Genomic DNA, 25,704 nt, shown 5'->3' with positions numbered 1-25,704 from the left:
GGTCGTAGTCGTGGTCCCAGCGGGCCGTGTGGAAGACCTTGCCGGGGAAGGTGTCGAGTCCGGGGACGTCGGGGACCTTGGGGTCGCACGCCCCCCGGGACTCCCCCCCGGGGGACGCCCCCCGGGACGCCCCCCCGGGGACGCCCCCGGTCACCCCCCCCGACTCATCCCCGCCGTCATCACCCAGCCCCCCACACCGGAAGAACACCCCCCGAACACCCCCCGAACACACCATCCCCGCACCATCGCCACGCACCCCCACAACCACCGCTGACACGTGCCCAGCCCGCCGCTCGCTTCTGAGATTGGTATGGACATGTTCAACTCGCGGCCATACATTGATGCTTGGTCTAGACCTGCACGGCTCACTGATCCACCCCCACGTTCTCCAGGAGCGGCAGACATGCGCACTAGGACCAAGATGTACGCCGCCGCGGTGGGACTGGCGACCACCGGAGCCCTTGTGCTCTCGTCCGGCGGCGCCACCGGCCACGGCTACACCGATCTCCCCCTCAGCCGTCAGAAGGCGTGCCAGAACGGCACCGTCACCAACTGCGGCAACATCCAGTGGGAGCCGCAGAGCGTCGAGGGCCCGAAGGGCTTCCCGTCCGGCGGCCCCGCCGACGGCTCGATCTGCAACGCGGGTCTCGGGCAGTTCTCCCAGCTCAGCGCCCCGCGGACGCCGTCCGGCGCCGCATGGCCGGCCACCCGGGTCACCGGCGGCCAGAGCTACAGCTTCCGCTGGCAGTTCACCGCCATGCACGCCACGACCGACTTCAAGTACTACATCACCAAGCCGGGCTGGAACCAGAACCACAACCTCGCCCGGTCCGACCTCAACCTGACCCCGTTCCTCACCGTCCCCTACAACGGCCAGCGCCCGCCGGCCACCCTGTCCCACTCCGGCACGATCCCCTCGGGCCTGAGCGGACGGCACGTCATCGTGGCGGTCTGGACCGTCCACGACACGACGAACGCCTTCTACGCCTGCTCGGACGTCACCTTCTGACACCTCCCGAGTCCTCCGGCACAGACGGCGTACAAGGCGCACGCGGCGCACACAGCGCACACAGCGCAGACCGCGTAGACCGCGCCGACCCGCGCACACACCGGCACCGGCCCCCCGGTGCCGGTGTGTCCCCTCCGTCCCTCCCCCCCGTCATGACCCTCCCTATCTGACGACTCGTCAATTACCGTGCGCTCCCATGGAGCCCACGGCCGCCACCGCCCCCACTCCCACCCCCACCGTCGCCGAACTCGTCCTCGCCCGCTGGGGCGACCACCGGCCCGGTCTGTGGTGCGGGGACCTCACGCTCACCCATCACCAGGTCGCCGCCGGTGCCGCCGTCCGCGCCGCGCTGCTCGACGATCTGCTGCCCCCGGACGCCGTACCGCATCTCGGGGTGCTGCTGGACAACACCCCGGAGTACCCGCTGTGGCTGGCCGCCGCCGCTCTCGCCGGGGCGGCCGTCGCCGGGGTCAACCCCACCCGGCGCGGCCCGGAACTCGCCCGGGACATCCGCCACACCGAATGCCGGGTCCTGGTCACCGAACCCGCCCACCTCCCCCTGCTGGCCGGGCTCGACCTGCCCGGCGTCCGGGTCCTGGTCACCGGCACACCCGACTACGACACGCTCCTCGCCGCCCGCGCCGGTGCCCGTCCCGACGCCTCCCGCGCCACCGCGGCCGACCGCCTCCTGCTGTACTTCACCTCCGGTTCTACCGGCGCCCCCAAGGCCGCGATCTGCACCCAGGGCAGGCTGGCCGCGGCGGGCCGCTCCCTCGCCGACCACTTCGCCCTCGGCCCGGACGGCGTCCACTACATCTGTATGCCGATGTTCCACGGCAACGCGGTGATGGCCGACTGGGCCCCGGCGCTCGCCACCGGCGCCGGTATCGCCCTGCGCCCCCGCTTCTCGGCGTCCGCCTTCCTCTCCGACGTACGGCGCTACCGGGCCACCTACTTCACCTACGTCGGCCGGGCCGTCCAGTACGTGCTGGCCACCGAGCCCCGTCCCGACGACCGGGACAACCCGCTGCGGCTCGGCTTCGGCACCGAGGCGGGCGCGGTGGACGCGGCGGCGTTCCAGCAGCGCTTCGGCGTCCGGCTGGTCGAGGGGTACGGCTCCTCCGAGGGCGGCGCGGCGGTGCAGTGGACGCCCGGCACCCCGCCCGGCGCGATCGGCCCGGCCGGTCCCGGGCTGGCCGTCCTCGACCCGGCGACCGGTGCCGAGTGCCCGCCCGCCCGGCTGGACGGGCACGGCCGGCTGCTCAACGGGGCGGACGCCATAGGTGAGCTGGTCAACCGCGCCCCGAGCCCCTTCGAGGGCTACTGGCGCAACGCCCCCGCGGAGGCCGAGCGCCGCCGCGACGGCTGGTACTGGACCGGCGACCTCTTCTACCGCGACCCCGACGGCTATCTCTACTTCGCGGGCCGTACCGACGACCGGCTACGGGTGGACAGCGAGAACCTGTCGGCCGCGATGATCGAGAACATCCTCGCCCGCTACGAGGGCGCGGCGGCGGTCGCCGTGTACGCGGTGCCGGACCCGGTGACCGGCGACCAGGTGATGGCGGCTATCGCCGGGGACTTCGAGCCGGACGGGTTCGCCCGGTTCCTGCGCGCCCAGCCGGATCTGGGGACGAAGATGGCGCCGCGGTTCGTCCGGGTGCTGGCCCGGATGCCGGTCACCGCCACCCACAAGATCCGCCGGGCGGAGCTGCGCCGGGAGGGGCTCGGCTGCGCCGACCCGGTGTGGTGGTGTCCGCCGGGGGAGGGGACGTACCGTCCGCTGAGCGCGGCGGACGCCCGGACATACGTCGAAGGGCCCCCCGCTCCCACGGAGGGCCCTTCGTCGGTGCGCCGCCAGGGACTCGAACCCCGGACCCGCTGATTAAGAGTCAGCTGCTCTAACCAACTGAGCTAGCGGCGCATGACTCCCGCCGTCCGCTTTCGCGGGTGGCGACGGAGAAAATACTACCCGGTCCGAGGGGGTGCTCCGGACCGCCGCCGGGCGGCTCAGAGCGCCAGCGACAGCAGAAGCGGCGCCGCGTTGCGGTTGAGGGTGTCCGCCGCCTGGCGCAGCCGGTGCACATGCTCGACGGGCAGCGACAGGGCGAGGCAGCCGGTAGCGGACCCGGCCGTGAGCGGTACGGCCGCGCAGACCGTACCGATCGCGTACTCCTGGAGGTCGAGGACCGGTACGGTCGGCGGCTGGGCGGCGAGCCGGGACAGCAGCAGCTTGTCGCTGGTGATGGTGCGCGAGGTCAGCCGGACCGCGCGGTGCCGGGAGAGATGGTCGCGCCGCCCGTCGTGGTCGAGCTGGCCCAGCAGGCTCTTGCCGAGCGCGGTGGCGTGCGCCGAGTGGCGGAAGTCCACCCACTCGTTGACCACGGGGGTGCCGGGTCCGGCCGCGTACTGGGTGATCTTCACCTCGCCGTCGATGTAACGGCTCAGATAGACGGCGGCGCCGACCGAGTCCCGCAGCCGGTCCAGGGTGCGCTGGATCTGGGCCCGCAGCGCCTGCTCGCGTCGGTGCGCGGAGCCGAGCCGGGCGAGCGCCTCGCCGGTGACATGGGTGCCGTCGGCGGTCTGCTCGACGTACCCCTCGCGGCGGAGCATACGCAGCAGGGGGGTGAGCCGGTCGGCGGTGAGGCGGGTGGCGCGGGCCAGTTCGGGGCCGGTGATCCCGGCCGGGTGCCGTGCCACCGTCTCCAGGACCCGCAGGGCGTCCTGGGCCGAGTGGTACGGGGCGGTCGGCTCGTGCGTCAGCGCCACGGTGTCCCCCCGGTCGCTTGGGCCGTGATCCGGTCGGCGAATCCTTTCCACGATAACCGGCAAGTAGCCGGAGCGGAGCGGTTGTTGGCGAGAACCTGTCGTTTCCGACCGCGGGAGACGTCAGGCGGCAGCCGCTCCGGGCGTGCTCCGGAGCGTGCCGCGCGCCCTTTCCCTACCCCTCCCTCACCGCACCGCGCCCAGGAATTCCCGGGTGCGGGCGTGCTCCGGGTCACCGAAGATCCGCTCCGGCGGACCCGACTCGATCACTCGCCCCGAGTCGAACATGAGTACGGTATCGGAGATGTCCCTGGCGAAATTCATCTCATGGGTGACGCACAGCAGCGTGATGTCCGTACTGCGCGCGATGTCCCGCAACACGTCCAGCACTCCCGCCACCAGTTCCGGGTCCAGCGCCGAGGTCACCTCGTCCAGCAGCAGGATCTCCGGGCGCATGGCCAGCGCGCGGGCGATGGCCACCCGCTGCTGCTGACCGCCGGACAGCTGGGTCGGATGGGCGTCCACCTTGTCGCTCAGCCCGACCAGCTCCAGCAGTTCCCGGGCCCGCTCCTCGGCCTGGGCGCGCTCCATGCCCAGCACCGTGACCGGGGCCTCGGTGATGTTCCGCAGCACACTCATGTTGGGGAACAGATTGAACTGCTGGAAGACCATCCCGATCTTCCTGCGGATCTCCCGCTGGTACTTCTCGCTCGCCGGGCGCAGCCGCCCGTCCGGGCCCGGCATGTGCGACAGCGGGGTGCCGTCCACGGTGATGGTCCCGGCGCTGACCTGCTCCAGTGTCATCAGCAGCCGCAGGATGGTGGTCTTGCCCGAGCCGCTCGGCCCGATCAGCGTCACATGCTGCCCGCGCTCGACGGTGAAGTCGAGATGGTCGAGCACCACCTGGTCGCCGTACCGCTTGACCACCTGGGCGAACTCCACCAGGTGCCCGGACGTGGCGGGGGCCGGGACGGTCTTCTGCAACGGGTCGGTGGCGTCAGTGGCCAAGGCGCTTCTCCAGCTTTCTCATCAGCAGCGAGGTCGGATAGCTCGCCAGCAGGAAGATCAGTCCGGCGAGGGTGAAGGTCTCGACATAGGCGAAGTGGTACGCCCCGTACTCACGGGCCTCGGCGACCAGCTCGGTGACCGTGATCACGGCCAGGAACGGCGTCTCCTTGAACATGGAGATCGCGTAGTTGCCCAGCGCGGGCAGTACGTTGCGCACCGCCTGCGGCAGGATCACCGACTGCCAGGTGCGCCGGGGCGACAGCGACAGCGCCCGGCACGCCTCCCACTGTCCCTTCGGCACGGCGTCGATCCCCGCCCGGTACACCTCGGCCAGATAGGCCGCGTAGTGGACACCGAGCACGACGACCCCGATGGTCAGCGCGCCGACGCTGGGGAACACCGCGTACGCGCCCACCAACTGCACCAGCAGCGGCGTCGAGCGCACGAACTCCATGACCGCCCGCACCGGCACCGACACCAGCCGGCTCGGCGCCCGCCCCGCGATCGCCACCACCAGCCCCAGCACGGCCGCCACCAGCGTGCCCAGCACGGTCGCCAGCAGCGTGGTCCGAAACCCCTCCCACAGCAGCGGCAGCGAGTCGCGTACGGCGTTCCAGTCCCAGTCGTAGTTCATCGCGCGCCCCCCGCCGCCGTGCCGGACTTGACCGGTGCGGGCCGGGTGCGGCGCTTGCGGCGGCCGGTCAGCTTGGCCCTGGCGTGCCGCTCCAGCGCGTTCATCAGCAGGGTCAGCGTGTAGGCCAGCACGAAGTACAGGACCAGCAGCGTCAGATACGCCGCGGCCGACTCACCCGTCCGGTCCCGCATCTGCTGGACCACGGTCGTCAGATCCGCCGCCGAGATCAGCCACAGCAGCGGGGTGCACTTCAGCAACTGGATCAGCAGATTGGTGAACGACGGGATCATCTGCGGCCACGCCTGCGGCAGCACCACCCGCCGCATCCGCTGCGCCGGCGACAGATTCAGCGCCACCGCCGCCTCCCACTGCGCCTTCGGTACGGCGTTCAGCGCGCCCCGCACCACCTCCGAGCCGTACGCCCCGTAGTTGATGCCGAACGCCACCACGCCGCACAGCAGCGGGGTCAGCTCATAGCTGGTGACCAGCGGGAACGCGTAGTACAGCCAGAACAGCTGGACATAGAGGGAGGTGCCGCGGAAGAACTCCACACAGACCCGGGAGAAGCCGCGCACCACCGCGTGGCGACCGCGCGCCATGAAGCCGAACGCGAAGGCCAGCACGAGCGCGAGGGCCGCGCCGAGGACGGTGGCCGCGAGGGTCACCCCGAGGCCCGACCACACATCGGGCAGATGGTCGAAGAAGTACCCGTAGAAGTCACCCATGCGCGCCGGTCCCCGTCACGCCCGGCACAGGCCGGCGGTCTTCAGACCGGCCGGCGGGATGGTGTCCTCGCCGAAGCCGTACGCGCCGAGCAGCTGCACATACCGGCCCCGGTCCGAGACGATCTTCTTCAGCTCGCGGTTGAAGGCGTCCCGCACCTCCTCGGCGCCCCGCCGGAACACCGCGCCGCCGGGGCTGTACTGCTTGACCCCGTCGATCTCCGGCACGAACGACTCGGTCACCTCCAGACCGCTGTTGTTGCGCGCCAGCCAGTTCAGCGAGATCCCGGTCAGCAGGAAGGCGTCGACCCGGCCCGCCTTGACCGCGTCCGCCCCGTCCTGCGGCTTCTGGAGCGTGGTCAGCGCGTCCTCGGAGATCCCGGCGCCGATGGCGTAGCTCTTCTCCACCGCGCCCGACATCACCCCGACCACCGCCCCCGACTCCTTCGCCGACGCCAGATCGGTGAGCTTCTTCGGATTGCCCGCCTTGACCATCAGCGCGGTCGGCGAGATGAACTCCGGGTCGGAGAACAGCGCCTTGGCGCAGCGCTCCGGGGTGATCGCCATCCCGGCGCTGATCACGTCGTACTTGCCCGCCTGGAGCCCCGGGATCAGCCCGTCCCACTCGGCGAACGTGGGCCGCAGCTCGGGCACGCCGAGCGCGGTGAAGATCTCCCGGTGCAGGGTCGGTGCCTCGCCCTTGAGCTGCCCGTCCTCCTCATAGCCGTACGGCGCCTCATTGGCGTAGGCCACCCGGACGTACCCCTGCTTCTTCAGCTTCGCCAGCCCGGCGGCCTCCTGGCCCGCGTCGGTCTTGCTGCACGCGGAGAGCAGCCCCGGCACGGCGAGCGCGCCGGTGACGGCGGCCGTTCTGGTGAGGAGGACCCTGCGGGACGGATACGGGATGACGGACATGGACGTGCCTCCAGAGGGGGTGCCTGCGAACCGGTCGCGACCAGTTCCTCCGCCTGCCCGATGGCTGGAAGCTATGCCCCGACCCGGTCCGATGTGACGAAACAGTCACCGAAATGAGACCTTTACGTTTGCTCGGGCGCCGGAACGCGAACCTCCGCCGACCGGGTGACCCTGGAGGTGTCGGCGTGCCGGACGGGTACCCGGGCAGTGGAGCCCCAGGCCCTGAGGCGCAGCAGGAAGGCAGGACATGACCGCACTCGGATTCCTCCACCCGGGCGACGCCCCCGCGGACGACTACCCGCGCATCGAGCAACTGCTGGGCAGCGACATCCGGCTCGACGTCATCCCGGGCGACCTCACCGACCTGGACTCCCGCGACCGGCTGGCGGCCACCGCGGAGCGGCTGCGGCTGACCGGCGCCGAGGCGGTCGTCTGGACCGGCCCGGCGCCCGCCGACCCGGCCGCCGCCCGTACCCAGGCCCGCACCCTGGCCCTGGCCACCGGGATGCCCGCGTCCGCCACCCCGCTGGCCTTCGTCAACGCGGCGAGGGAACTGGGCGCGACCCGGGTGGCCGTCGCGGCGACCGGCCCCGAGGCGGAGACGGCCCGTCTCACCGGCTTCCTGACCGCCGCCGGGCTCCAGATCACCCGGGTGGCCACCGGCGCCGCGACCGACCTCGCGGCCCTGGCGGACGACGCGGCCACCCCTGACACCCAGGCGGTCCTGTTCCCCGATCCGGCGCTCCAGGCCGCCGCCCACATCGACGCGCTGGAGGCCCGGCTGTCGCTGCCGGTCCTCACCGCCAGCCAGGCCACGGTGTGGGAGGCCCTACGCCTGACGGACCGCCGGGTGAACGCCCCGGGCCTGGGCCACCTGTTCACCCGAGAACCGATCGTGCAGGTGTAGGGACCGGGGCGCGCGTTCTTCAGGGGCGCTGGGGGTACCCCCTCTGGGGGAGGAACTGCGCGACCAGCCCCCACCCACCCGCACCCGACATCGGACCTCCTCACGGAATAACCGGAGACACTCTCCTGTTAGTGCCGGGGAAGCTGACCCCTAGGCACCCCGGAGGCAACCGGTGACGGCAGAAGAAGTCCGCGGTATCCCACACGGCACGGCCCCGGTCCCCCTCTCCGTCCTGGACCTGGCCACCGTCGCGGCCGGCCGCACCGCCACCGACGCGCTGCGCACCAGCGTCACCCTCGCCCGCCTCGCAGAGGACCGCGGATTCCACCGCTACTGGGTCGCCGAACACCACTCCATGCCCGGCGTCGCCAGTTCCTCACCGGCCGTGATCCTGGCCCACCTCGCCGCCCACACCACCCGTATCCGGCTGGGCTCCGGCGGGGTGATGCTGCCCAACCACGCCCCCCTGGTCATCGCGGAGCAGTTCGGCACGCTGGAGGCGCTCGCCCCCGGCCGGGTCGACCTGGGTCTCGGCCGCGCCCCCGGCACGGACGGCGCCACCGCCGCCGCCCTGCGCCGCAGCGACACCCTGAACGAGGGCGCCGACGACTTCCCCCAGCAGCTCGCCGAGCTGACCCGCTTCCTGGACGACGACTTCCCCGACGGCCACCCCTACGGCCGTATCCACGCGGTCCCCGGCCCGGTCCAGGGCACCGTCCCCGGCGGGGTGCAGTCCGCGCACCGCCCGTCGGTCTGGCTGCTCGGTTCCTCCGGCTTCAGCGCCCGGCTGGCCGGAACGCTGGGTCTGCCGTTCGCCTTCGCCCATCACTTCTCCGCCCGCAACACCGTCCCGGCGCTCGATCTGTACCGCGAGTCCTTCCGGCCGTCGGCGGTCCTGGCCGAGCCCTACGCCCTGATCGGGGTGAACACGCTGGCCACCGAGGACCCGGCCGAGGCCCGCCGTCAGGTCCTGGCGTCCGCGCTCGGCATGGTCCGGCTGCGCACCGGCCGCCCCGGGCTGATCCCGACCCCCGAGGAGGCGGAGGCCCATGTGTTCAGCCCGATGGAGCGGGACTTCGTCGACACCTGGAACGCCGACATCGTGCACGGCACACCGGACGAGGTGGTGGCCGGGCTTGACGACCTCCAGAAGCGCACCGGCGCCGACGAACTGATGCTCACCGGCAACACCCCGGGCGCGGAGCTGCGGCTGCGCTCGTACACACTCATCGCCGACGCCTACGGACTCCCCACCTCGTCCGGGACTTCCGCAACCCCGGTTGCGGAAGTCCCGTCCGCCTAGGCGTTCCCCACGGCCCGACCCGACCCCGTGGGGCTGGCGTCGGCGGCGGGGCAGGTCAGCAGCTCGGAGATACGATCCGGCGGCACCGGCCGTGAGTACAGCCACCCCTGGCCGGTGTCACAGCCGATCCGCCGCAGCCGTCCGGCCTGCGCGGAGGTCTCCACGCACTCGGCGGTGACGGTCAGCCCCAGCCGGTGGGCGAGCTGGATCATCGCCTCGACGACCACCTCGTCGGCGGGGTTGGTACCGGCCGCGCCCGCCTCCCGCTCCTCGTACTGGAAGCCCCGGACGAACGACCCGTCCAGCTTCAGCACCGACACCGGCAGCCGGCTCAGATAGGCGAGGTTCGAGTAGCCGGTGCCGAAGTCGTCGATGGCGATCCGCACGCCCATGTCGCTGAGCGCCTGGAGGGCCTGGAGCGGGCGCCCGGAGGAGCCCATCACGGCGGACTCGGTCAGCTCCAGCTGGAGCAGATGCGGGGCGAGCCCGGTCTCGGCGAGGATCCGGGCCACGTCCGCCACCAGGTCCGAGTCCCAGACCTGGCGGACGGCGACATTCACACTGACGAAGATGGGCTGCTCGCCGGGGTGGTCGAGCTGCCAGCGCCGGGCCTGGCGGCAGGCGGTGGCCAGCACCCAGCGGCCCAGCGGCACGATCGCGCCGTCCTCCTCGGCCAGTGTGATGAAGCGATTCGGCGTCAGCGTCCCGAACTGCGGATGGTTCCAGCGCACCAGCGCCTCGACCCCGCTGAGCCGCCCGTCGGCCATCCCCACCAGCGGCTGGTACTCCAGCACGAACTCCCCGCGGTCGATCGCGGGCCGCAGGGTGGAGGCGAGCGCCTGACGGGTCATCCGGTGCGCGTTGCGCTCCGGGTCGAACAGTGTCCAGCGGTCCTTGCCGTCGGCCTTGGCCCAGTACAGCGTGGTGTCGGCGGCCTGCATCAGCCCGGTCGCGCTGGTCCCGGCCGCGAGCCGCTCCACCACCCCGATCGACGCCGACACCGACAGCCGCCGCCCGGACAGGTCGAACGGCGCCTGGAGCGCGGTGAGCACCGACTCGGCGAGGTCGGCGAGCTGCTCGGTGCCGGTGGAGTCCTCCACCAGCAGCGCGAACTCGTCACCGCCGAGCCGGGCCACCAGCGGCGCGCTCGCCCGGGTGTGCCCGGCCGCGTTGGCGCAGCGGGTGAGTCGCTGGGCGACCGCGGTCAGCAGCCGGTCGCCGATCCGGTGGCCGAGGGTGTCGTTGATGGCCTTGAAGCCGTCGAGGTCGAGATAGCACAGACCGATCCGCCCGGTGCCACCGGTGACCTCGGGCTCCGCCTCCAGCGCGGCGGTCAGCCGCTCGAAGAACAGGGTGCGGTTGGGCAGCCGGGTCACCGGGTCGTGCATCTGCAAGTGCCGCAGCCGCGCCTGGAGTTCCCGGCGGGCGCTGATGTCCCCGGCCGACAGCAGCACCGTGTGCGGATCGCCGGGCAGCGGGGCGACGGTGATCTGCACCCACACCGCGTGTCCGTCGTCGGGATGCTTGAGCCGCCGGGTGCAGCGCAGCCGCGCCTGCCGCCCACGCAGCACCTCGCGGTACGCGTGCCAGGTACGGGCGTCGGAGGTCAGGTCCACCAGATCGGCGGCCACCTTCCCCGCCAGCCGCTCCGGCGCGGCCCCCAGCAGCTCGCCGAGGGCCTCGTTGGCACTGACGACCAGCCCCTGGCGGTCCACCACGGCCATGGCGAGCGGAGCGGCGTCGAACGCCTCCCGATACGGGTCGCCGGGCGTGCGCGGACCGTCGGAGCGGGTACCACCGTTCACTTCGGTGTCTCCCGCACGACGAGCCCCTCTGTGCTCACTCTCTGTGACGGCCGGCCGGATGAGGTCTGCCGCGGGCGTCGGCCCTTCGGACGTTCCGCTCACCGCTCGCTCCCGCAGTGCACTCGATCCGCTCGATCTCTGTCCGGGCAGGAAAGTGTCAGGAAAGTGTGCCGATCATAGAGGTTGGTCCCCGGCCCTTCCAGCCACTGTCCAGTGTCGCGGATTGCCCTACTGTCCTGACAGATCGTTTCTGCCCGTGCGGAGACCGGTTTCCACAACCACCGACCGATTGTGACGGACCGTGAACATTCCCGGGGTGTCGACCCGGCGACTGTGACCGGCCCCTCACCCGGGCGGGGGAGACAAACAGGGCATACAACCTGAAATTCCCACAGGCTGGGTGCGGTGTCCCAAGAACCGCTCCCGGAGGTCTCTGTGCCGCGACCGCTTCCGCGCCCCCGACTGCGCAGTACCGCGGCCGTGTTCACCGTCCTGTCGGCCGTCGCCGCCACTTCCTTCATCACCGCCCCCTCCATCGCCGAGCCCTTCGCCGCCTCACCCTGTGCCCTCGCCCGCACCGCCGCCCATCACTCCGAGGGCCTCGACACCTGGAACGCGGCCTATCCACGGCCCACCCGGGCGCTGGACGCGGTGATGATCTTCCTGTCCTTCCCGGACGCGGCGCCCCGCACCACCCCCGCCGAACTGACCGCCGATCACTTCCCCGCCACCTCCGACTTCTTCGCCCGCGCCTCCTACGGCCGCTTTACCCTGCGCGCCCACCCGCAGCGCCGGTGGACCCGTATGCCGCGCCCGTCCACCGCGTACGCCATACAGCGGGACTGGAACGCCGCCCATCGGGCCGCCTATCTGCGGGACGCGCTGGCCGCGGCCGACGCCGAGGTCGACTTCTCCCGCTATGACGTCGTGTACTTCGTCGCGGACCCCGACGCCCCCGGTGTGGACTCGGACGCGACCAAGGTGGTGAATCTGGACACCCCGCTGCGGGCCGACGGCGCCGACATCAACCGGGTGGTGACCGTCTTCGAGCAGCACCCGCCGGACCGGCTGGTCCTCGCCCATGAGACCGGCCATGTCTTCGATCTGCCCGACCTCTACCACCGCCCGGTCGACGGCCATGGCGACTGGGACACCCATGTCGGCGACTGGGACCTGATGGGCAGCCAGTTCGGACTGGCCCCGGACCTCTTCGCCTGGCACAAGTGGAAGCTGGGCTGGCTGGACGACCGCCAGGTGGTGTGCGTTCCCGGCAGCGGCCCCACCCGGCTCACCCTGGAGTCCCTCGGCACCGGCCCCGACACCCCCGGCACGGCCACCGCCGGCTCCCCGGCCTTCGGCACCGGCCGCGGCACCAAACTGGCCGTCGTGCGCACCGGCCCGGACACCGCCCTCGCCTTCGAGGCGCGCGGCGCGGTCGGCAACGACACCACGGCCTGCCGCCAGGGCGTCCTGGTCTACCGCATCCGGTCCGACGCCCCCTCCGGCACCGGCCCGGTCCAGGTCGTCGACGCCCACCCCGGCGCCGAGTCCTGCTGGCGCAGCTCCGTCTACCCCCCGCTGGCGGACGCGCCGGTCGCCCTGGGCGAACGCTTCACGGTCCCCGGCGAGCGGGTGACGGTACAGGTGGAGGACCGCACGCCCACGGGGGCCTGGACGATCCGCGTCACCCCACCGGACTGACCCGCACTGACTCCGGGCGGAGCGGGAAAAACAATGACGGCCGGTCCGCGTTTCCGCGAACCGGCCGTCACCGATGTCGTGCGCCGCCAGGGACTCGAACCCCGGACCCGCTGATTAAGAGTCAGCTGCTCTAACCAACTGAGCTAGCGGCGCCTGCTGACGTCGTAGACCTTAGCACCCTGCTCCTGAGGAGGAGAAATCGAAATCCGTACGCCGCGGCGGGCGGCCCGTACGGCGGCCCACAGCAGTACCTCGGGGCCCGGCAGCCAGGGGTGACGGGTGTCCGGGGCGACCAGCCAGCGGTTGCCGGACGGGCCGTCGCAGGCGTCGCCGCCGAGGGGCGGCGGGACGGTCACGGCGTCGCCGGTGCCATGGCACAGCAGCGGCGGAATGCCCCCGGCACGGCCACCGCGGGACGGGTCCCCGGCGCGGGCGCCCCACTCCTCCCAGTGCAGCAGCGACGGCAGCCGCTGGGCGGTGCCGGACGCGGCGAACAGCAGCACCCGGCCCCGGTAGACGGCGACCGGACCCGAGCCGGGCCCGTCGTCCCACATCCGGTCCAGCATCCGGCGGCCGAACACCACGGGTGCGCTCACCACGTCGAAGGCGGTCCCGCAGGGCAGGACGACGGGGGCGTCCGGCTGCTCCTGCCACCCGGCGAGCGTGCTGCGCGGATACGTTCCGGCGGAGGCCAGCCAGGCGGCGCCGTCGGGGGTGACACCGGTGACATCGGCGCCGTGGCCGCTGTCGGCGTCCTCGCTGCCCAGGGGGGAGGGGAACGCGGCGAAGATCGCGGAAGGGGGTGCGGTGGATGTGCAGAAAGGTTCATTCCCGGCGCGGCTCATGTCATCCAGATGTACCTGCTGTGAGCGGTCGGTCTCCATCAGTTGCGGAAAGCCGGGACAGGGGTTGGTGGGGGGAGGTATCTTGCCCGCCTGGCATATGCGGGGTGCGCGTTGCCGGGGGTTCTGAGGGTTGTGGGCTTCTGGGGGTTCCTGGGCTTGCGGGGGTTCTGGGGGTTTCTGGGTGTGCGGGGGTTCTGGTTCTCCTGACCTCCTAGCGCTCCCGGCGCTCCCGGTGCTTCAGCCGGTCAGGCCCTCCTGGTGCTTGTGCCCTCCCGGTCCTGCGGCTTCCCCCGGCCTGGCGGGGCTTTCCGGGTGTCCGGCCCGTTCGGCTTCCCGGTCCTTGCCGCCTTACGGATCTCCTGGCCTGCGGTCCTGCGGCCGCCTCTCGGCCCTGCGCATCTACGGGCCTGTGCGGTCGTTCGGCCGTCCAGCCCTCTCGGTCACCGGGACCCCGGTCCTCAGCTCTTCCCGGTCATCTCCGGGGCGTCCGGACCGCCCGGCTCATCCAGTTTCCCGGGCCGATCCGCCCGCCGGGCTCGCGTGGCGGAGGCGTACGTCTTCCTGGCCGGTCTGGCTTCGCGCCCTGCCCAGGTCCCCCGATCTCGCCCGGGTCTCCGTATTCCTGGCTCGTTCAGCTTCCCCGGGTCCTCCGGGCTCGCGTACCGGAGGTGTATGTGTTCCCGGCTGGTCCGACTTCGGGTCCGGCCCAGATACCCCCGTCGCGCCCTGCTCAACGCGTTCCCGGCTCGTCCAGCCTCTCCCGGTCCTCCCGGTCCTCCCGGTCCTCCCGGTCCACCCTGGTCCTCCCGGTCCTCCGGGCCGTCCGGGTTCACGCGGTCGGGTCTGCATGTTCCGGGCCGGTCAGGGCTTCCGCCCCGCCCAGGTCCCCGGGCTCGGACGGGTCCCACATGTGCCAGGTCCGTCCGGCCCGGCCCCGCCCTCCCGGTCGGCCGCCCCGCACGGCGGGTTCCGTCTGCTCCCGCCCGTCCAGTCGCCGCCCCGCGTGGGAGGCCCTGGTGTCACACCGGGTCCACGTGTTCCCGGCCGCCCTCCACGCCGCTCAGCAGGTCGCGGCCGAACTCGACCATCTTCTTGGCGTAGTCCTCGGTCCACTCGGCCCGCGCGGCGATGTCCGCGGGGGTCAGCCGGTCGAACCGGCGTGGATCGGCCAGCTGGGCCGCCGCCATCGCCTGGAACTCGACCGCCCGGTCGGCCGCCGCACGGAACGCCTGGGTCAGCTCCGTCGCCCGCGCCAGCAGCGCCCGTGGGTCGTCGATCGACTCCAGGTCGAAGAAGTGCTCAGGGTCGGCCGCCGCCTGCACCGGCTCGAAGAGCAGGGGCGCGGGGCGTAGCCGCGGTTCCTTACGGCGCGGCGTGGGCTCCGCCATGTCGTTCCTCCCGATGGTCCCGGTGCGGTCCGCGTACGTCACGGGCCACCGTCCATTGTCCCGCGTGGGCGCAAGAGGGCCCGGCGCCCCGGACGCCCTCCGTGCCGCCACACCGCGCCGACCTCAGGGCTTCCACCTCACCCGGTGTTCGGCCAGATGGGACAGCACCGCGTGATTGGCCTCCCAGCCGTCCGGAAACTTCACCAGTGTGCCCAGCTGCACCGGCTCCGTCGACGGGTAGGCGTCGAGCAGATCGGCCACGCCCGCCCGGCACACCACCACACAGGCGTGCCGGTGGCGGGAGGCCAGCACGCACAGCCGACCCGTCTCCAGATGGAAGGCCGTGGCGTCGGGCCGCCCGGACAGCGGATGCAGTACGACCGTGACGTCGAACTCCATGCCCTGGAGCCGGTTGGCGGTGTCCACGGTGACCCCGGCGACCCCCAGCTCGGCGAGGGCCGCGCGGACGGCCGCCGCCTGGTCGCGGTGCGCGGTGCCGACCGCGATCCGCCCCGCCGTGAGCGGTACGGGATCGGCGGCCCGCTCCGACACGGCCGCCCCGCCCCGGTCGAGGAGCCGCCGCACCACCACGGCCACCGCGCGGACCGCCTCCGGGTCCGTGCGCGGGGTGTGCCGGGCGGGCAGCTCCAGCAGCCCCCAGCCGGATTCGGCCGCCGCGTCGATCACCCGGTCCGGCCCCGACCCGTCGCCCGGCACCGCGAAACCCAGCCGCCGGTCGTCGTGCGTGGTGCCGCTGCGGAACGGGGTGTAGGGGTAGAACGCGTCGGACACCAGCGGCGCCGCCGACGCGGGCAGCCGCCAGGACACCGGCAGCCGGTGCTGCGGCAACTGCGGATTGTGCGCGAGCAGTGTCGTCACGGCGGACGCCGACGGGTCGTACGACAGCCCCGCCCACTGGTCGCCGCCCACGATGGAGAACGGGTCGAGCTGGCCGGGGTCGCCGACGAACAGCGCCCGTTCGAACAGCCCGGCCACGGCCAGCAGCGAGTCCGAGCGCATCTGGTACGCCTCGTCCACGATGGCGTGGCGCCAGGGCTCGTCCACCGTGACATGCGCCCACTTCGCCGCCGTCGAGATCACCACCGGCAGCCCCGCCAGCTCGGCCGCCTTCGCCGACGGACGGACCTGCGGGTGGGCGTCGAGGGCCTTGTCGTACGGGTCGGTGTCGCTGCTGTGCAGGCGTCCCACCGGCAGGTCGGGGCGTTTGTCGGCGAGCCGCAGCACCAGGTCGTCGACCTGCGCGTTGGTCTGCGCCACCACCATCAGCGGGCGCCCGGCGTCGGCGAGTTCCAGCGCGGCGCGGACCACCAGCGTGGACTTCCCGGCACCGGGCGGGGAGTCCACGACGACTCCGCGCTCGGTGCCGCGCAGGGTGTCGGCGAGGATCGCCTCGGTGGCGCGGGAGGCCGCGGCGCCGGGGTCGAGCGGCACCGGGGCGGGGGAGGCGAGGGTCACAGCACATCCTCCTCGGTGACCGGGTCGGCCGCCGGGACGGCCGTCTCGTCCGGTGGTCCGCCATGGGTCCACGGGGTGTCCTCCGGCTCCGGCAGCCGGGCACCGCCGCGCTGCTCGTGTTCGAACAGGGTGAAGCACACCCGGTCGCCCTTCTCCGGCACCGACCCCTCCTCGGGCTCCTTGCCCCGCCCCATCTTGTCGACGATCCGCAGCACGACCAGCAGCTCCGCCGACGCCCCGGCCGCCGCGGCGTCCTCCTCGCCTTCGAAACCGGCGAACTCCGCGGCCTGCGGCTTGCCGCCCAGCGAGCGGTACACCCGGGCCCGCTCGCCCAGATACGGCCGGTCCCCGGTCCGGACCGTGACCAGCGGACGCGGAGCGGGCCGCTTGCCCTCGCTGTACGCCATCACCACGTCCACCACCTCCCCCGCGAACGCCTCCCCGGCCAGCCGCCGCCCCGCCATCACCAGCGGATCGTCCAGCGCCTCCTGCGCCTCCAGCCGGGCCTGTTCCCGCTCCCGCGCGGCGAGTTTGTTCGCGGCGGTCACCGCGTCGTCGTGGCGCGGCTGCGGCGGCTCGCCCGCGACCACCCGGTCGCGGTGACCGGTGAACGACCAACGGTCCCGCGTCCAGCGATCCGCCACCCGCGCCCCCTCCGGCAGCTCCCGCAGCAGATCGAGACCGCGCCACACGGCGTCCCAGGTGGGCCGGGTCCGGGACGCGACCAGCTCCTCGATCCGCCGCTCGGCGGCGGTCATCGAGGCGAGCCGCTCATCGGCCTGAAGGCCGTCCTCGGCGGCGGCGAACTCCGTACGGGCCCGGTCGTAGCGCTCGATGGCCGGGGCGAGCAGCTTGTTGTCGAACGCCGGGTCGGTGGCCGGGCCGGCCGGGGGACAGCGCAACTGACCCTCCGGATCCCGGTCCAGCTCCGCGCGGAGCGCCGCCTCGGCGCCGGAGCCCTCCTCGGGCGGGTCGAGCCAGGCGAGCAGCGCGCCCAGATGCTGGTCCTCCATGCTCGACTGGCCGGTGGCCCAGTGCCGGGCCAGCAGGTCGGTCATGCCCAGCAGCAGCGAGGAACCCGGCACCCGGGCCCGCTCCCCGTAGTGGGTCAGCCAGCGCCCCAGCAGCGGCACCCGGGGCGGCGCCGGATAGGGCGCCTCGGGGTCCTGCTCGGCGGTCCGCCGGAACCGCGTCGAACGGCCCAGCAGCCGGACGTACGCGATGCCCGCGCGGTTCGGCACGATCAGCTGCGGGGCGTCCGCGCACAGGTCGACCTGGACCTTGACACGCTTGCCGGTCTCCGGGTCGGTCTCGGTGCGCTCGGCCGCCTCCACCGACCCGGCGTAGCCGTCGACGTACGGCAGCACGATGTCGGCGAGCCGGGCGAGGAACGCGAACCGCAGCTCCCGGTCGCGGGGCTGGGCCACGGCCAGCAGCCGGGGCGCGTCCCGGTCGGTGCCGACCAGCGCCCCGAGCGGCGCCCCCGCCTCACCTGCGGTGGTCAGCGGCACGAACACCAGGGGGTGCGCGGACACATGCCGGTGCCGCACGGTCGCGGCGGCCTGCGCCCGCCCGCTGCGCACCGCCTCCAGCCGCCCCAGCGCGGAGATCAACGACATGCCGCCCCCTCCGCCAGCGCCTCCGCGCGCAGCCGGGCCGCCCGGCGCAGCGCCCTGACCGTCGGGTCCCCGGGGTCGCCGTCCTCGCCCCGGGACGTGGCCAGGACGGTGTCGATGTCGGTCAGGGCGCCGAGTTCGGCGCGCAGGGGGCGGCCGAGGGCGGTCACCGCGCCGGACTCGCGGGCCTGTGCCCGGCAGTGGAAGGCCAGCTCGCAGGCCGACAGGCACTCCGGGGCGTAGGCCGCCGGGACCGCCTCCACGGCGGCGGTGAGCCGCTCGGCGGGCAGGTCGGGGGCGAAACAGGTGTCCGGGGGCAGGGTCGCCGCGATCTCGTCCAGCCGGGTCAGCCGGCGCAGCTGCCGCGCGGTGACGGCCCGCTGCTTGCGGATGTCGACGGCGGAGCCGGTGGGCAGGTTGGAGAAGTCCTTGGGGCACACCAGCAGCACTCGGTGGCCCACGCGCGGGGCGGGGTCGAGCCGGGCGGCGACGCCCTCCAGCGCCAGCACGTACACGGCCGCCTGCCGGGCCGCCGCGCCCACTTTCGCCGGGTCCGCCGAGCCGTCCAGCATCGGGAACGACTTGATCTCCACGACCGTCCAGCGCCCGTCCGGGTGCACCACCACCGCGTCGGGCTCCAGGAAGGCGGGGGCGCCCGCGACCTCCAGGGCCAGCATCGGATGGTCCAGCAGCGTCCATCCCCCGGCCTCCGTGGCCTCGCGCAGCGCCAGCGCCGTCCGCGCGGTGCGGCCCTCGGGTCCGGCGGCGGTGAGGTCGGGCACCGCGGCACCGGTGGGGGGCTCGGCGCCGGGGTCCAGGGCCCGGTGCACCAGCGTCAGCAGCTCCGCGCCGCCGTCCGCCTTGACCCGCGCCTCGAAGGCGTTGCCCCGGGCGAAGGCGAACTGCGACTGGCCGAACGCCGACGGCGAGCCCAGCGCGCTCGCCAGCCCGGCCTTGTTCACCCCGGCGCCGTCCAGGACGGCCCGGCGGTCGCAGCCGGGGTTGGCGGCCAGCGCCGCGAGGGCGCGCGCGTCCAGCGCCTTGGGCGGGACGCCGGGGCCGCGCAGCTCAGCGAGCCTTGCCCACGCTTTCGGCGCCGCCGCTGCGGGAGAGTCCCCATCCGGTGACACCGTCGTCGCCCGGGTCCGCGGGGGCGGCACCCGGTCCGGCACCCGGTCCGGTACGTGACTCTCGCTGCCGTGGAATTCGTTCACCCGGGGAAGTCTGGCATCCGGCACTGACAACGGGGGTCACAGCGCCCCGCGCGCCCGAAGTGAGCGCCGGAACACGGCGGATGACCAGCGCCCGCACCCGGTCCGCGGCCCGCAGTACGTACGGCGTCAGCAGCAGCCCGGCGCCCATCACGGCCGCGCCCGCGACCGCGTCCAGGAAGTAGTGGTTGGCGGTGCCCATCACCACGACCGTGGTCACCAGCGGGTAGAGCACCGCGGCGACCTTCGTCCACCGCCGCCCGCCGTACCGCCACAGGATCACCCCGCACCACAGCGCCCAGCCGACGTGCAGGCTCGGCATCGCCGCGTACTGGTTGGTCATCCCGCCCAGACCGCGCGGCGCGCTCGCCTCGCCCGCCCACCAGCCGTACGCGCTGTACTGGGCCATCGTGTCGACGAACCCATAGGCCGGGTCGAGCAGCCGGGGCGGGCAGGTGGGCAGCAGGGTGAAGCCGATCAGACCGATGAAGGTCGAGGCCATCAGCCAGGCGCGGGCGGCCCGGTAGCGCACCGCGCGGGAGCGGAACAGCCAGATCAGCAGCGCCGGGGTGACCAGATAGTGCAGCGACGCGTACCAGAAGTCCGCCGGTATGCCGATCCACGCCTCCCGGGTGAAGAGCCGGTTGAGCGGATGCTCGGCGTTCAGCCCGAGCGACTTCTCCAGCCGCAGGATCGCGAGGCCGTGGTCGATCGCGGTGTTCTCGTCGCCCCGCACGAGCAGCCGTCCCGCCGAGTAGCAGCCGTACACCAGCAGGATCAGGGGCAGCTCGGTCCACCAGCGCGCCCGGTACGGCGGGGCTGCCCCGGTGTCCGCTATGTCGGAATGCGGCATCCGATCGCCCTCCCCCTGGTCCTGTTCACGCGGCGCCCGGCGTACCGGACGAGCCACTCTACGGCGTACACCCGCGGCTCCGATGGGGCGCTCCAGCCCGGATAGACGCAGAGATCGCCCACCGGGTTGCGCTCCTCAGGCGTGGGCGATGATGGAGGGGCGTCCCGGGGACGTCCGCCCCGGGAAAGGTCCGCGACCCCACCAGGACGCCCGACCGACACCGGCGGGACACCGCCCGGGACTCAGGCAGACGCCCCTGAGACCACCTGGCAGCACCTGAGTCGATCTGAGACGACCTGAGACGACCCGAGACGAAAGGCCCCCATGGCACCGCGCATCCTGTTGGCCCGGCACGGACAGACCGCATGGTCGCTGGCCGGTCAGCACACCGGCAGGACCGACGTCCCGCTGCTCGACGAGGGCCGGCGCGGCGCGAAGCTGCTGGGGGAGCGCCTGCACCGCCCGCCCTTCGCGGGCCTCACCGGCGCCGAGGTCCGCACCAGCCCCCTGGTCCGGGCCCGTGAGACCTGCGAACTCGCCGGGTTCGGCGACCGCGCCACCCCCTGGGACGCCCTCCTGGAGTGGGACTACGGGGCCTATGAGGGCATGACCCCGGACGAGATCCAGGCCGTGAGCCCCGGGTGGCTGATCTGGCGCGACGGCGTCCCGGACGGCGAGACCGTCGCCGCGATGACCGCCCGCGCGGACGAGATCGTGGCCTGGGCCCGCTCCGCCGACCGCGATGTCCTGGTCTTCGCCCACGGCCACATCCTGCGCGCCCTCGGCGCCCGCTGGCTCGGCCTCCCCCTCGACTTCGCCGCCCGCATCCGCCTGGCCCCCACGTCCCTGTCCATCCTGGGCTGGGCCTACGGCGACCCGGCGATCGACAGCTGGAACGACCGCGGCCATATGGGCTAGGAGGCAGGTGAGGCGGCCCACCTCGCCCGCGCCCGCGCGGGCGCCCCTGGCGGGTCGATCGATCTCCTGGCGCGGTTCGCCTCGCACCCGCGCGCCTGTGCGGGCGGCCCGGCCTGGGGGCCGGCCCGAGCGGCGTGGACTTGTGTGCCCGCGCAGGGGCCCTCGTGGGGTCGGACACCCACACAGCGGTGACGACGCACCCGCGCGGGCGCGCCGCGGATCACCGTGCACGGCCCTGGGCTCGGGCCCGCCTCGCCCCCGCCCGCGCGGGCGGCCCCATGTGGACACCCTGCCTCGGAGGCAAGGTGGAGCCTCGCATCCTCTCGCCCCGCGGACGGCCCGCGGGTACGGAGTGCGGCGTACAGCGATTGCGCGCCTCGCCCCGCCCGCGCGGGCGGCCCGTCAGCGCCAACCTTGCGTACGCCGTCTTCCTCGCCTCGCCCCCGCCCGCGCGGGCGGCCCTTGACGGGTGCCGGTGTGGCGGGGTGCCCGGCGCCTCGCCCGCGCCCCCCAGAGGCCCTCCCGGCTCGACCGAGGCGTGCGTCAGGGTCGCCACCTCGCCCCGCCCCCGCAGGGAGCAGCCGCCGTCGACCGCTCCGGAACCCACTCAGCCGGGCGCGGCCCCGCCCGCGCGGGTGCCCCCTCACACCCCCCGCGGCAGCGACGCGTGCCGGTCCAGGAAGTCCGACACGCCCGAGGCACGCCGGTGCGGGAGCAGCACCCGCGCGGTACCGGCCAGCATGGTCTGGATACGCGACGACTGGACCTGCTCCAGCAGCTCCAGCACCTTCAGTCCGGCCTGGGCGGCCTCGTCGGGGCAGCCCCCGCGCGCGAGGTCGTCGGCGAGTTCGGCGGTGTAGAGGGCGGTGTTGCGGGTGAAGTGCGGGTCCTGGAGGTGGGCGGCGCGCCGGGCGTGCCGGGCCGCGCGGACCCAGTCGCCGAGCGTCGACCAGCACTGCGCCTCCAGCCCCTCCAGCTCGGCCTCCCCGTAGAAGCTCATCCACTCCGGATCGGCCGGGGAGTCGCCCCGCTCGAAGAGGGCCTGCGCGCGGGCCAGGGCCTGGGCGCAGCCCGTGCGGTCGGCGAGCCCCGCCCAGCCGCCCGCCTCGCGCAGCGCGAGCAGCGACATCAGCCGTGCCGAACCGAGCGGCCGGGCGATCCGCTGGGCCGCCTGCGCCGCCCGCACGGCCTCGCGCGGGCGCCCGGCGTCCCGTGCGAGGAAGGCCGTGTTGCAGAAGGCGTGCGCCTCAAGACCCGGGTCGCCGGAGACCCGCGCGGTGGCCAGTGCCTCCGCGTAGTGCGACCGGGCGTCGTCGAACCGTCCCGAGTCGTGCGCCAGCCAGCCCACCGAGATCGCCAGTTCCCCGGCGCCCGCGTGCAGCCGGTCCGTGGTGGTCTGCCGGGTCGCCCCGGCGTCCAGCAGCGCGTAGGCGGCCCGCAGCGGGGCGGCGGCGCGCCGGTAGAGGCCGTCGGCGCCGTGCCGGTCGTCCAGCAGCCGGATACGGCGGACCGCCTCCTCCAGGGCGCCCGCCTCGCTCGATCCGGCCCGCCGCGCGGTGTGCTGTACGGCGAGCGCGTCGGGGGCCAGGGCGAGCGGACCCAGCGAGGCGGCGGCCACGGTGGCGCCCCCGCCGGTCATGAATGCGCGACGCAGCACGTCGCTCTCCTCGTAGTCGTGGTGCCGGTCGGACGGGTCGCCCGGTGTCCCCCGCGCAGGACCGGCGGGCGGTGCCTGCGGCGCCGTCCTGCGCGCGCCCCGGCCGCGGACGGACGAGCGGGGAGCGAAGCCCAGATCGGTCAGCGTGCGGCCGGGGAACATGTGCAGGAACACCCGCTCGTACGCGTAGTTGGGACAGCGGATCTCACCCGCCTCGACCCGGCCGATGTACCGCGCGTCACAGCTCACCTGCTCGCCGATCTCCCGCGCGGCGCGCCGCACCTCCGCCGCGAACTCGGCGGGCGAGCGCCGTCCCCGTAGCCGCCTGAAGGCGGGATTCGGCCGGGCCGGCCGATCGGGCTGGGACGAGGTCACCGTTGACGACGTCATGGCCGGGTCCTCTCATGCGAACCGTCGAACCCTGCCGGATTCGAGTGGCGTTGACCCGGTTGTCGGGTTGGTGCCCTTGTGGTCCGGCGGCATGAAGGTACCCGTTGTGCCCGGTCCGCCACGCTGTGTTTGGCTACAAACCGGATATCTCATCCGTGATCTGCCATGAACTGCCATCCTTTGCGGCGCACTTCCGGCGTAGCCGTTGACGCCTGAGCGGCGTTGAACACGCGGACCGGGAGCCCCCGACTCCCGACCGCATGCCCAAGGAGGTTCGTGGTGGAGGCCGGGATGGAGATCAGGCAGAGTACCGATTTTCGCGGTGCGCGCGGGCTGTGCGGTGCCCCTGGCGGACCGCCTGCCGCGTGGGATCTGGTGACCGTCCCCGCGCGGCAGGGTCTTGAGGCGGTCGACATCCTGCGCCGGGGCGCCCGCGACGGAGTCGGGCCGGTCCTGCACGACGACGGCTGCGACACCCTCGGCTTCCTCGTCCCGCCCGGCACCGCCGCCGCCTGGGACGTCCCCGGCTCCGTCTGTACGGAGACCGACGGCCGCGGTCTGCGGATCGCGCCCGAACCCCCCGTAGAGGGCTCCGGCTGGCTGTTGCCGCCCGCCGACACCGGCCACGGCAGCGATCTCGCCACCGACCCCGCCGTGCTGCGCGCCGCCCTCGGCGAGGCGGCCCGGCTGATCGAGGCGGCCGACAACTGCCGCTGACCGCGAACCGGGACCCCGACGCAACCCCGACGGCCCCTGACGCGACCCCGTGATCCGGCGCCCAGCGCGGGCGCCGCCCCCGGCCCCCTGTGACAATGGGCCCATGGGGAAGTCGGCACAGTCCAGGAACGGCACCCGGCGCCGACCCGCCGGGGCGGTCGTCGAGCCCGTCGACGGCGGACTCGCCGAGCTGATCCCGGACCGCGACCGGCCCCGCGCGAGGACCCTGCTGATCGACGGCGCCCCGCAGTCCCACGTCGATCCGGACGACCCCACGTTCCTGTCCTTCGAGTACCAGCGCCGCCTGGGCCATGTCATCGACCTCGCCGCCCCGCCCGGCGCTCCCCTGCGGGCCGTGCATCTCGGCGGCGGCGCCCTCACCCTGGCCCGCTATCTCGCCGCCACCCGCCCCCGCTCCACCCAGCAGGTCGTCGAGCGGGACGCCCCTCTCGTACAGCTCGTCCGGCGCGAACTGCCGTTGCCGCCCGGCGCGCGCATCCGGGTGCGGTCGGCGGACGCCCGTGAAGGGCTCGCCAAGGTCGCCGACGGCTGGGCCGATCTCGTCCTGGTCGATGTGTTCAGCGGCGCCCGCACCCCCGCGCATCTGACCTCCACCGAGTTCCTCGACGAGATCCGCCGTGCCCTGCGCCCCGGCGGGGTGTACGCCGCCAATCTCGCCGACGGTCCGCCGCTGGCCCATCTGCGGGGCCAGATCGCCACCGCCGCCGCCCGGTTCACCGACCTCGCCCTCATGGCCGACCCCGCGGTGCTGCGCGGCAGACGCTTCGGCAACGCCGTGCTGGTCGCCTCCGACCATCCCCTGCCGCTGGCCGACCTCACCCGCCGCGCCGCCTCCGACCCGCACCCCGCCCGGGTCGAACGCGGTCGGGCGCTGGCCGACTTCACGGGTGGCGCCCGCCCGGTGACGGACGCGGCGGCGGTCGCCTCACCGGCGCCCCCACCGTCGGTGTTCCGCTGAACCCCCATACATGAGGGCCGTCGGGTGTTCCGCTTAACCCCCATACATGAGGGCCGTTGGAGTTCCGCTGAACCCCGGCCATATGGCGGGGCAACGCAAAAGACCCCGTCCCGCGTGAGCCGCGGGGCGGGGTCTTTCGTCTGGAGCGCCGGGCAGGCCTTGCACCTGCATTTCCCCGCAGGAAGCGGGGCGTCTTTCCTTGGACCACCAACGCAGAGGCAGTTTCCCGGAGTTCCGGTGGGCTGCTCTGTGATCAGCTTACCCCATGGCCGGGACGCGAACGGCCAACGGCCCACGCCCCGCGGCTAGTACGTCCCCACCTCCACCCGCGGCGGTCCGTCGTGCCAGGTGCAGAAGACCGACACCCGTTCGGCGCCGGACGAGAACTCCACCCGTATCCAGGTCTCCAGCTTCCATACCTGCATCGACCAGTTCGGGCCCGGGGTCGCGGACACCAGGGTCGCGGAGGCGGCGCCGATAGCGAACACCGCCCGGCCGCCCTCGGTGTCGAAGCTCTTGACCGTGTCGGACACGGCGGGCGGGCTCGTCGACGGCGGGCTCGGGGCGGGCGCGCTGGTGGTGGGCGTGGGGGAGGCGGAGCGCGGGGTCCGCGCGGGGGCCGGGCGCTCGCCGGGGGCGGTGGACGGGGCGCTGTCGGCGCGCGGTTCGGGTGTGGCGGGCGGGTCCGGCGACGGCGTCCCCCCGCCGGACTCGGCGGACACCGCCAGCGGCAGGGCGCGCGGCGGGTCGTAGGCCGTCGCGACCATCACCGTGTGGACGCCCCACCAGGACAGCGTGACCGCCGCGCCCGTGGCGAGCGACCAAGCCAGTACGTGTACGAGTCCTCGGAGCATCGGGGTCATCCTGCCCCACCCGCCCCGGTG

22 protein-coding genes and 2 tRNA genes are annotated in these 25,704 nt (G+C 73.6%); 8 read left to right on the top strand and 16 right to left on the bottom strand.

The window, feature by feature from the left end; genetic code table 11:
• The first annotated feature begins 403 nt into the window (after positions 1 to 403).
• Both AB0D49_RS27550 and AB0D49_RS27545 read left to right on the top strand, forming a co-directional pair.
• A complete protein-coding gene (locus AB0D49_RS27550) occupies positions 404 to 1,009 on the top strand; it encodes a lytic polysaccharide monooxygenase (RefSeq protein WP_362762118.1) in 606 nt (201 codons plus the stop codon).
• Between the two features lie 196 nt (positions 1,010 to 1,205).
• Positions 1,206 to 2,894: an AMP-binding protein gene (locus AB0D49_RS27545; protein ID WP_362762116.1), complete on the top strand. Its 1,689-nt coding sequence runs from the start codon at positions 1,206 to 1,208 to the stop codon at positions 2,892 to 2,894.
• Here the strand turns inward: AB0D49_RS27545 and AB0D49_RS27540 are convergent.
• The 6 genes from AB0D49_RS27540 to ehuB form a co-directional block, all read right to left on the bottom strand.
• Positions 2,860 to 2,933: transfer RNA gene (locus tag AB0D49_RS27540), tRNA-Lys, on the bottom strand. The genes AB0D49_RS27545 and AB0D49_RS27540 overlap by 35 nt on opposite strands.
• An 86-nt stretch (positions 2,934 to 3,019) precedes the next feature.
• Positions 3,020 to 3,778: an IclR family transcriptional regulator C-terminal domain-containing protein gene (locus tag AB0D49_RS27535; protein ID WP_362762114.1), complete on the bottom strand. Its 759-nt coding sequence runs from the start codon at positions 3,776 to 3,778 to the stop codon at positions 3,020 to 3,022.
• A 183-nt stretch (positions 3,779 to 3,961) separates the two neighbouring features.
• Positions 3,962 to 4,783 (bottom strand): ectoine/hydroxyectoine ABC transporter ATP-binding protein EhuA, encoded by an 822-nt coding sequence (ehuA, locus tag AB0D49_RS27530; protein ID WP_362762112.1) that lies wholly within the window; start codon positions 4,781 to 4,783, stop codon positions 3,962 to 3,964.
• Entirely contained in the window at positions 4,773 to 5,417 is a 645-nt protein-coding gene (gene ehuD, locus AB0D49_RS27525; RefSeq protein ID WP_362762110.1) for an ectoine/hydroxyectoine ABC transporter permease subunit EhuD, read from the bottom strand. The genes ehuA and ehuD overlap by 11 nt, the downstream gene beginning before the upstream one ends.
• Positions 5,414 to 6,142: an ectoine/hydroxyectoine ABC transporter permease subunit EhuC gene (gene ehuC / locus AB0D49_RS27520; protein ID WP_362762108.1), complete on the bottom strand. Its 729-nt coding sequence runs from the start codon at positions 6,140 to 6,142 to the stop codon at positions 5,414 to 5,416. Before ehuC ends, ehuD begins: the two co-directional genes overlap by 4 nt.
• A 15-nt stretch (positions 6,143 to 6,157) precedes the next feature.
• Positions 6,158 to 7,054 (bottom strand): ectoine/hydroxyectoine ABC transporter substrate-binding protein EhuB, encoded by an 897-nt coding sequence (ehuB, locus tag AB0D49_RS27515; protein WP_362762106.1) that lies wholly within the window; start codon positions 7,052 to 7,054, stop codon positions 6,158 to 6,160.
• Between the two features lie 247 nt (positions 7,055 to 7,301).
• Here ehuB and AB0D49_RS27510 point away from each other — a divergent pair, with 247 nt between their 5' ends.
• Positions 7,302 to 7,961, top strand: coding sequence for a decarboxylase (locus AB0D49_RS27510; RefSeq protein WP_362762104.1), 660 nt, complete (start codon positions 7,302 to 7,304; stop codon positions 7,959 to 7,961).
• Positions 7,962 to 8,133: 172 nt separating this feature from the next.
• Positions 8,134 to 9,264 (top strand): LLM class flavin-dependent oxidoreductase, encoded by a 1,131-nt coding sequence (locus tag AB0D49_RS27505; RefSeq protein ID WP_362762102.1) that lies wholly within the window; start codon positions 8,134 to 8,136, stop codon positions 9,262 to 9,264.
• Here AB0D49_RS27505 and AB0D49_RS27500 read toward each other — a convergent pair.
• Positions 9,261 to 11,171: an EAL domain-containing protein gene (locus tag AB0D49_RS27500; RefSeq protein ID WP_362762100.1), complete on the bottom strand. Its 1,911-nt coding sequence runs from the start codon at positions 11,169 to 11,171 to the stop codon at positions 9,261 to 9,263. The two genes, AB0D49_RS27505 and AB0D49_RS27500, sit on opposite strands and share 4 nt — an antisense overlap.
• A gap of 333 nt (positions 11,172 to 11,504) precedes the next feature.
• Between AB0D49_RS27500 and AB0D49_RS27495 the strand changes: the two genes are divergently transcribed.
• Entirely contained in the window at positions 11,505 to 12,770 is a 1,266-nt protein-coding gene (locus tag AB0D49_RS27495; RefSeq protein ID WP_362762098.1) for a M6 family metalloprotease domain-containing protein, read from the top strand.
• Positions 12,771 to 12,849: 79 nt separating this feature from the next.
• Here AB0D49_RS27495 and AB0D49_RS27490 read toward each other — a convergent pair.
• The 7 genes from AB0D49_RS27490 to AB0D49_RS27460 form a co-directional block, all read right to left on the bottom strand.
• Positions 12,850 to 12,923, bottom strand: a tRNA-Lys gene (locus AB0D49_RS27490).
• The gene (locus tag AB0D49_RS27485) at positions 12,914 to 13,615 is read right to left on the bottom strand and encodes a hypothetical protein (protein WP_362762097.1); all 702 of its coding nucleotides are present in this window, start codon (positions 13,613 to 13,615) and stop codon (positions 12,914 to 12,916) included. Before AB0D49_RS27485 ends, AB0D49_RS27490 begins: the two co-directional genes overlap by 10 nt.
• Before the next feature lie 1,019 nt (positions 13,616 to 14,634).
• Entirely contained in the window at positions 14,635 to 15,003 is a 369-nt protein-coding gene (locus tag AB0D49_RS27480) for a hypothetical protein (RefSeq protein WP_362762095.1), read from the bottom strand.
• A gap of 123 nt (positions 15,004 to 15,126) precedes the next feature.
• Positions 15,127 to 16,479, bottom strand: a complete 1,353-nt coding sequence (locus AB0D49_RS27475; RefSeq protein WP_362762093.1) for an AAA domain-containing protein — start codon at positions 16,477 to 16,479, stop codon at positions 15,127 to 15,129.
• The gene (locus tag AB0D49_RS27470; RefSeq protein ID WP_362762091.1) at positions 16,476 to 18,098 is read right to left on the bottom strand and encodes a hypothetical protein; all 1,623 of its coding nucleotides are present in this window, start codon (positions 18,096 to 18,098) and stop codon (positions 16,476 to 16,478) included. Before AB0D49_RS27470 ends, AB0D49_RS27475 begins: the two co-directional genes overlap by 4 nt.
• A complete protein-coding gene (locus tag AB0D49_RS27465) occupies positions 18,089 to 19,225 on the bottom strand; it encodes a hypothetical protein (protein ID WP_362762142.1) in 1,137 nt (378 codons plus the stop codon). The genes AB0D49_RS27470 and AB0D49_RS27465 overlap by 10 nt, the downstream gene beginning before the upstream one ends.
• Positions 19,164 to 20,159: a phosphatase PAP2 family protein gene (locus AB0D49_RS27460; protein WP_362762089.1), complete on the bottom strand. Its 996-nt coding sequence runs from the start codon at positions 20,157 to 20,159 to the stop codon at positions 19,164 to 19,166. Before AB0D49_RS27460 ends, AB0D49_RS27465 begins: the two co-directional genes overlap by 62 nt.
• Before the next feature lie 324 nt (positions 20,160 to 20,483).
• Between AB0D49_RS27460 and AB0D49_RS27455 the strand changes: the two genes are divergently transcribed.
• Complete coding sequence (locus AB0D49_RS27455; protein ID WP_362762087.1) at positions 20,484 to 21,077, top strand: histidine phosphatase family protein; 594 nt, start codon at positions 20,484 to 20,486, stop codon at positions 21,075 to 21,077.
• Between the two features lie 643 nt (positions 21,078 to 21,720).
• Here the strand turns inward: AB0D49_RS27455 and AB0D49_RS27450 are convergent.
• The gene (locus tag AB0D49_RS27450) at positions 21,721 to 23,124 is read right to left on the bottom strand and encodes a tetratricopeptide repeat protein (protein WP_362762085.1); all 1,404 of its coding nucleotides are present in this window, start codon (positions 23,122 to 23,124) and stop codon (positions 21,721 to 21,723) included.
• 276 nt (positions 23,125 to 23,400) lie between these two features.
• Between AB0D49_RS27450 and AB0D49_RS27445 the strand changes: the two genes are divergently transcribed.
• Positions 23,401 to 23,841, top strand: a complete 441-nt coding sequence (locus tag AB0D49_RS27445; protein WP_362762083.1) for a hypothetical protein — start codon at positions 23,401 to 23,403, stop codon at positions 23,839 to 23,841.
• 103 nt (positions 23,842 to 23,944) lie between these two features.
• A complete protein-coding gene (locus AB0D49_RS27440) occupies positions 23,945 to 24,820 on the top strand; it encodes a fused MFS/spermidine synthase (protein WP_362762081.1) in 876 nt (291 codons plus the stop codon).
• Between the two features lie 305 nt (positions 24,821 to 25,125).
• Here AB0D49_RS27440 and AB0D49_RS27435 read toward each other — a convergent pair whose 3' ends face one another.
• On the bottom strand, positions 25,126 to 25,674 hold the full coding sequence (locus AB0D49_RS27435; protein ID WP_362762079.1) for a hypothetical protein: 549 nt from the start codon (positions 25,672 to 25,674) through the stop codon (positions 25,126 to 25,128).
• Between the last annotated feature and the right edge of the window lie 30 nt (positions 25,675 to 25,704).

Source organism: Streptomyces sp. NPDC048290 (assembly GCF_040652095.1).
GTDB lineage: Bacteria > Actinomycetota > Actinomycetes > Streptomycetales > Streptomycetaceae > Streptomyces.
This window is presented reverse-complemented; position numbering and strand designations above follow the sequence as displayed.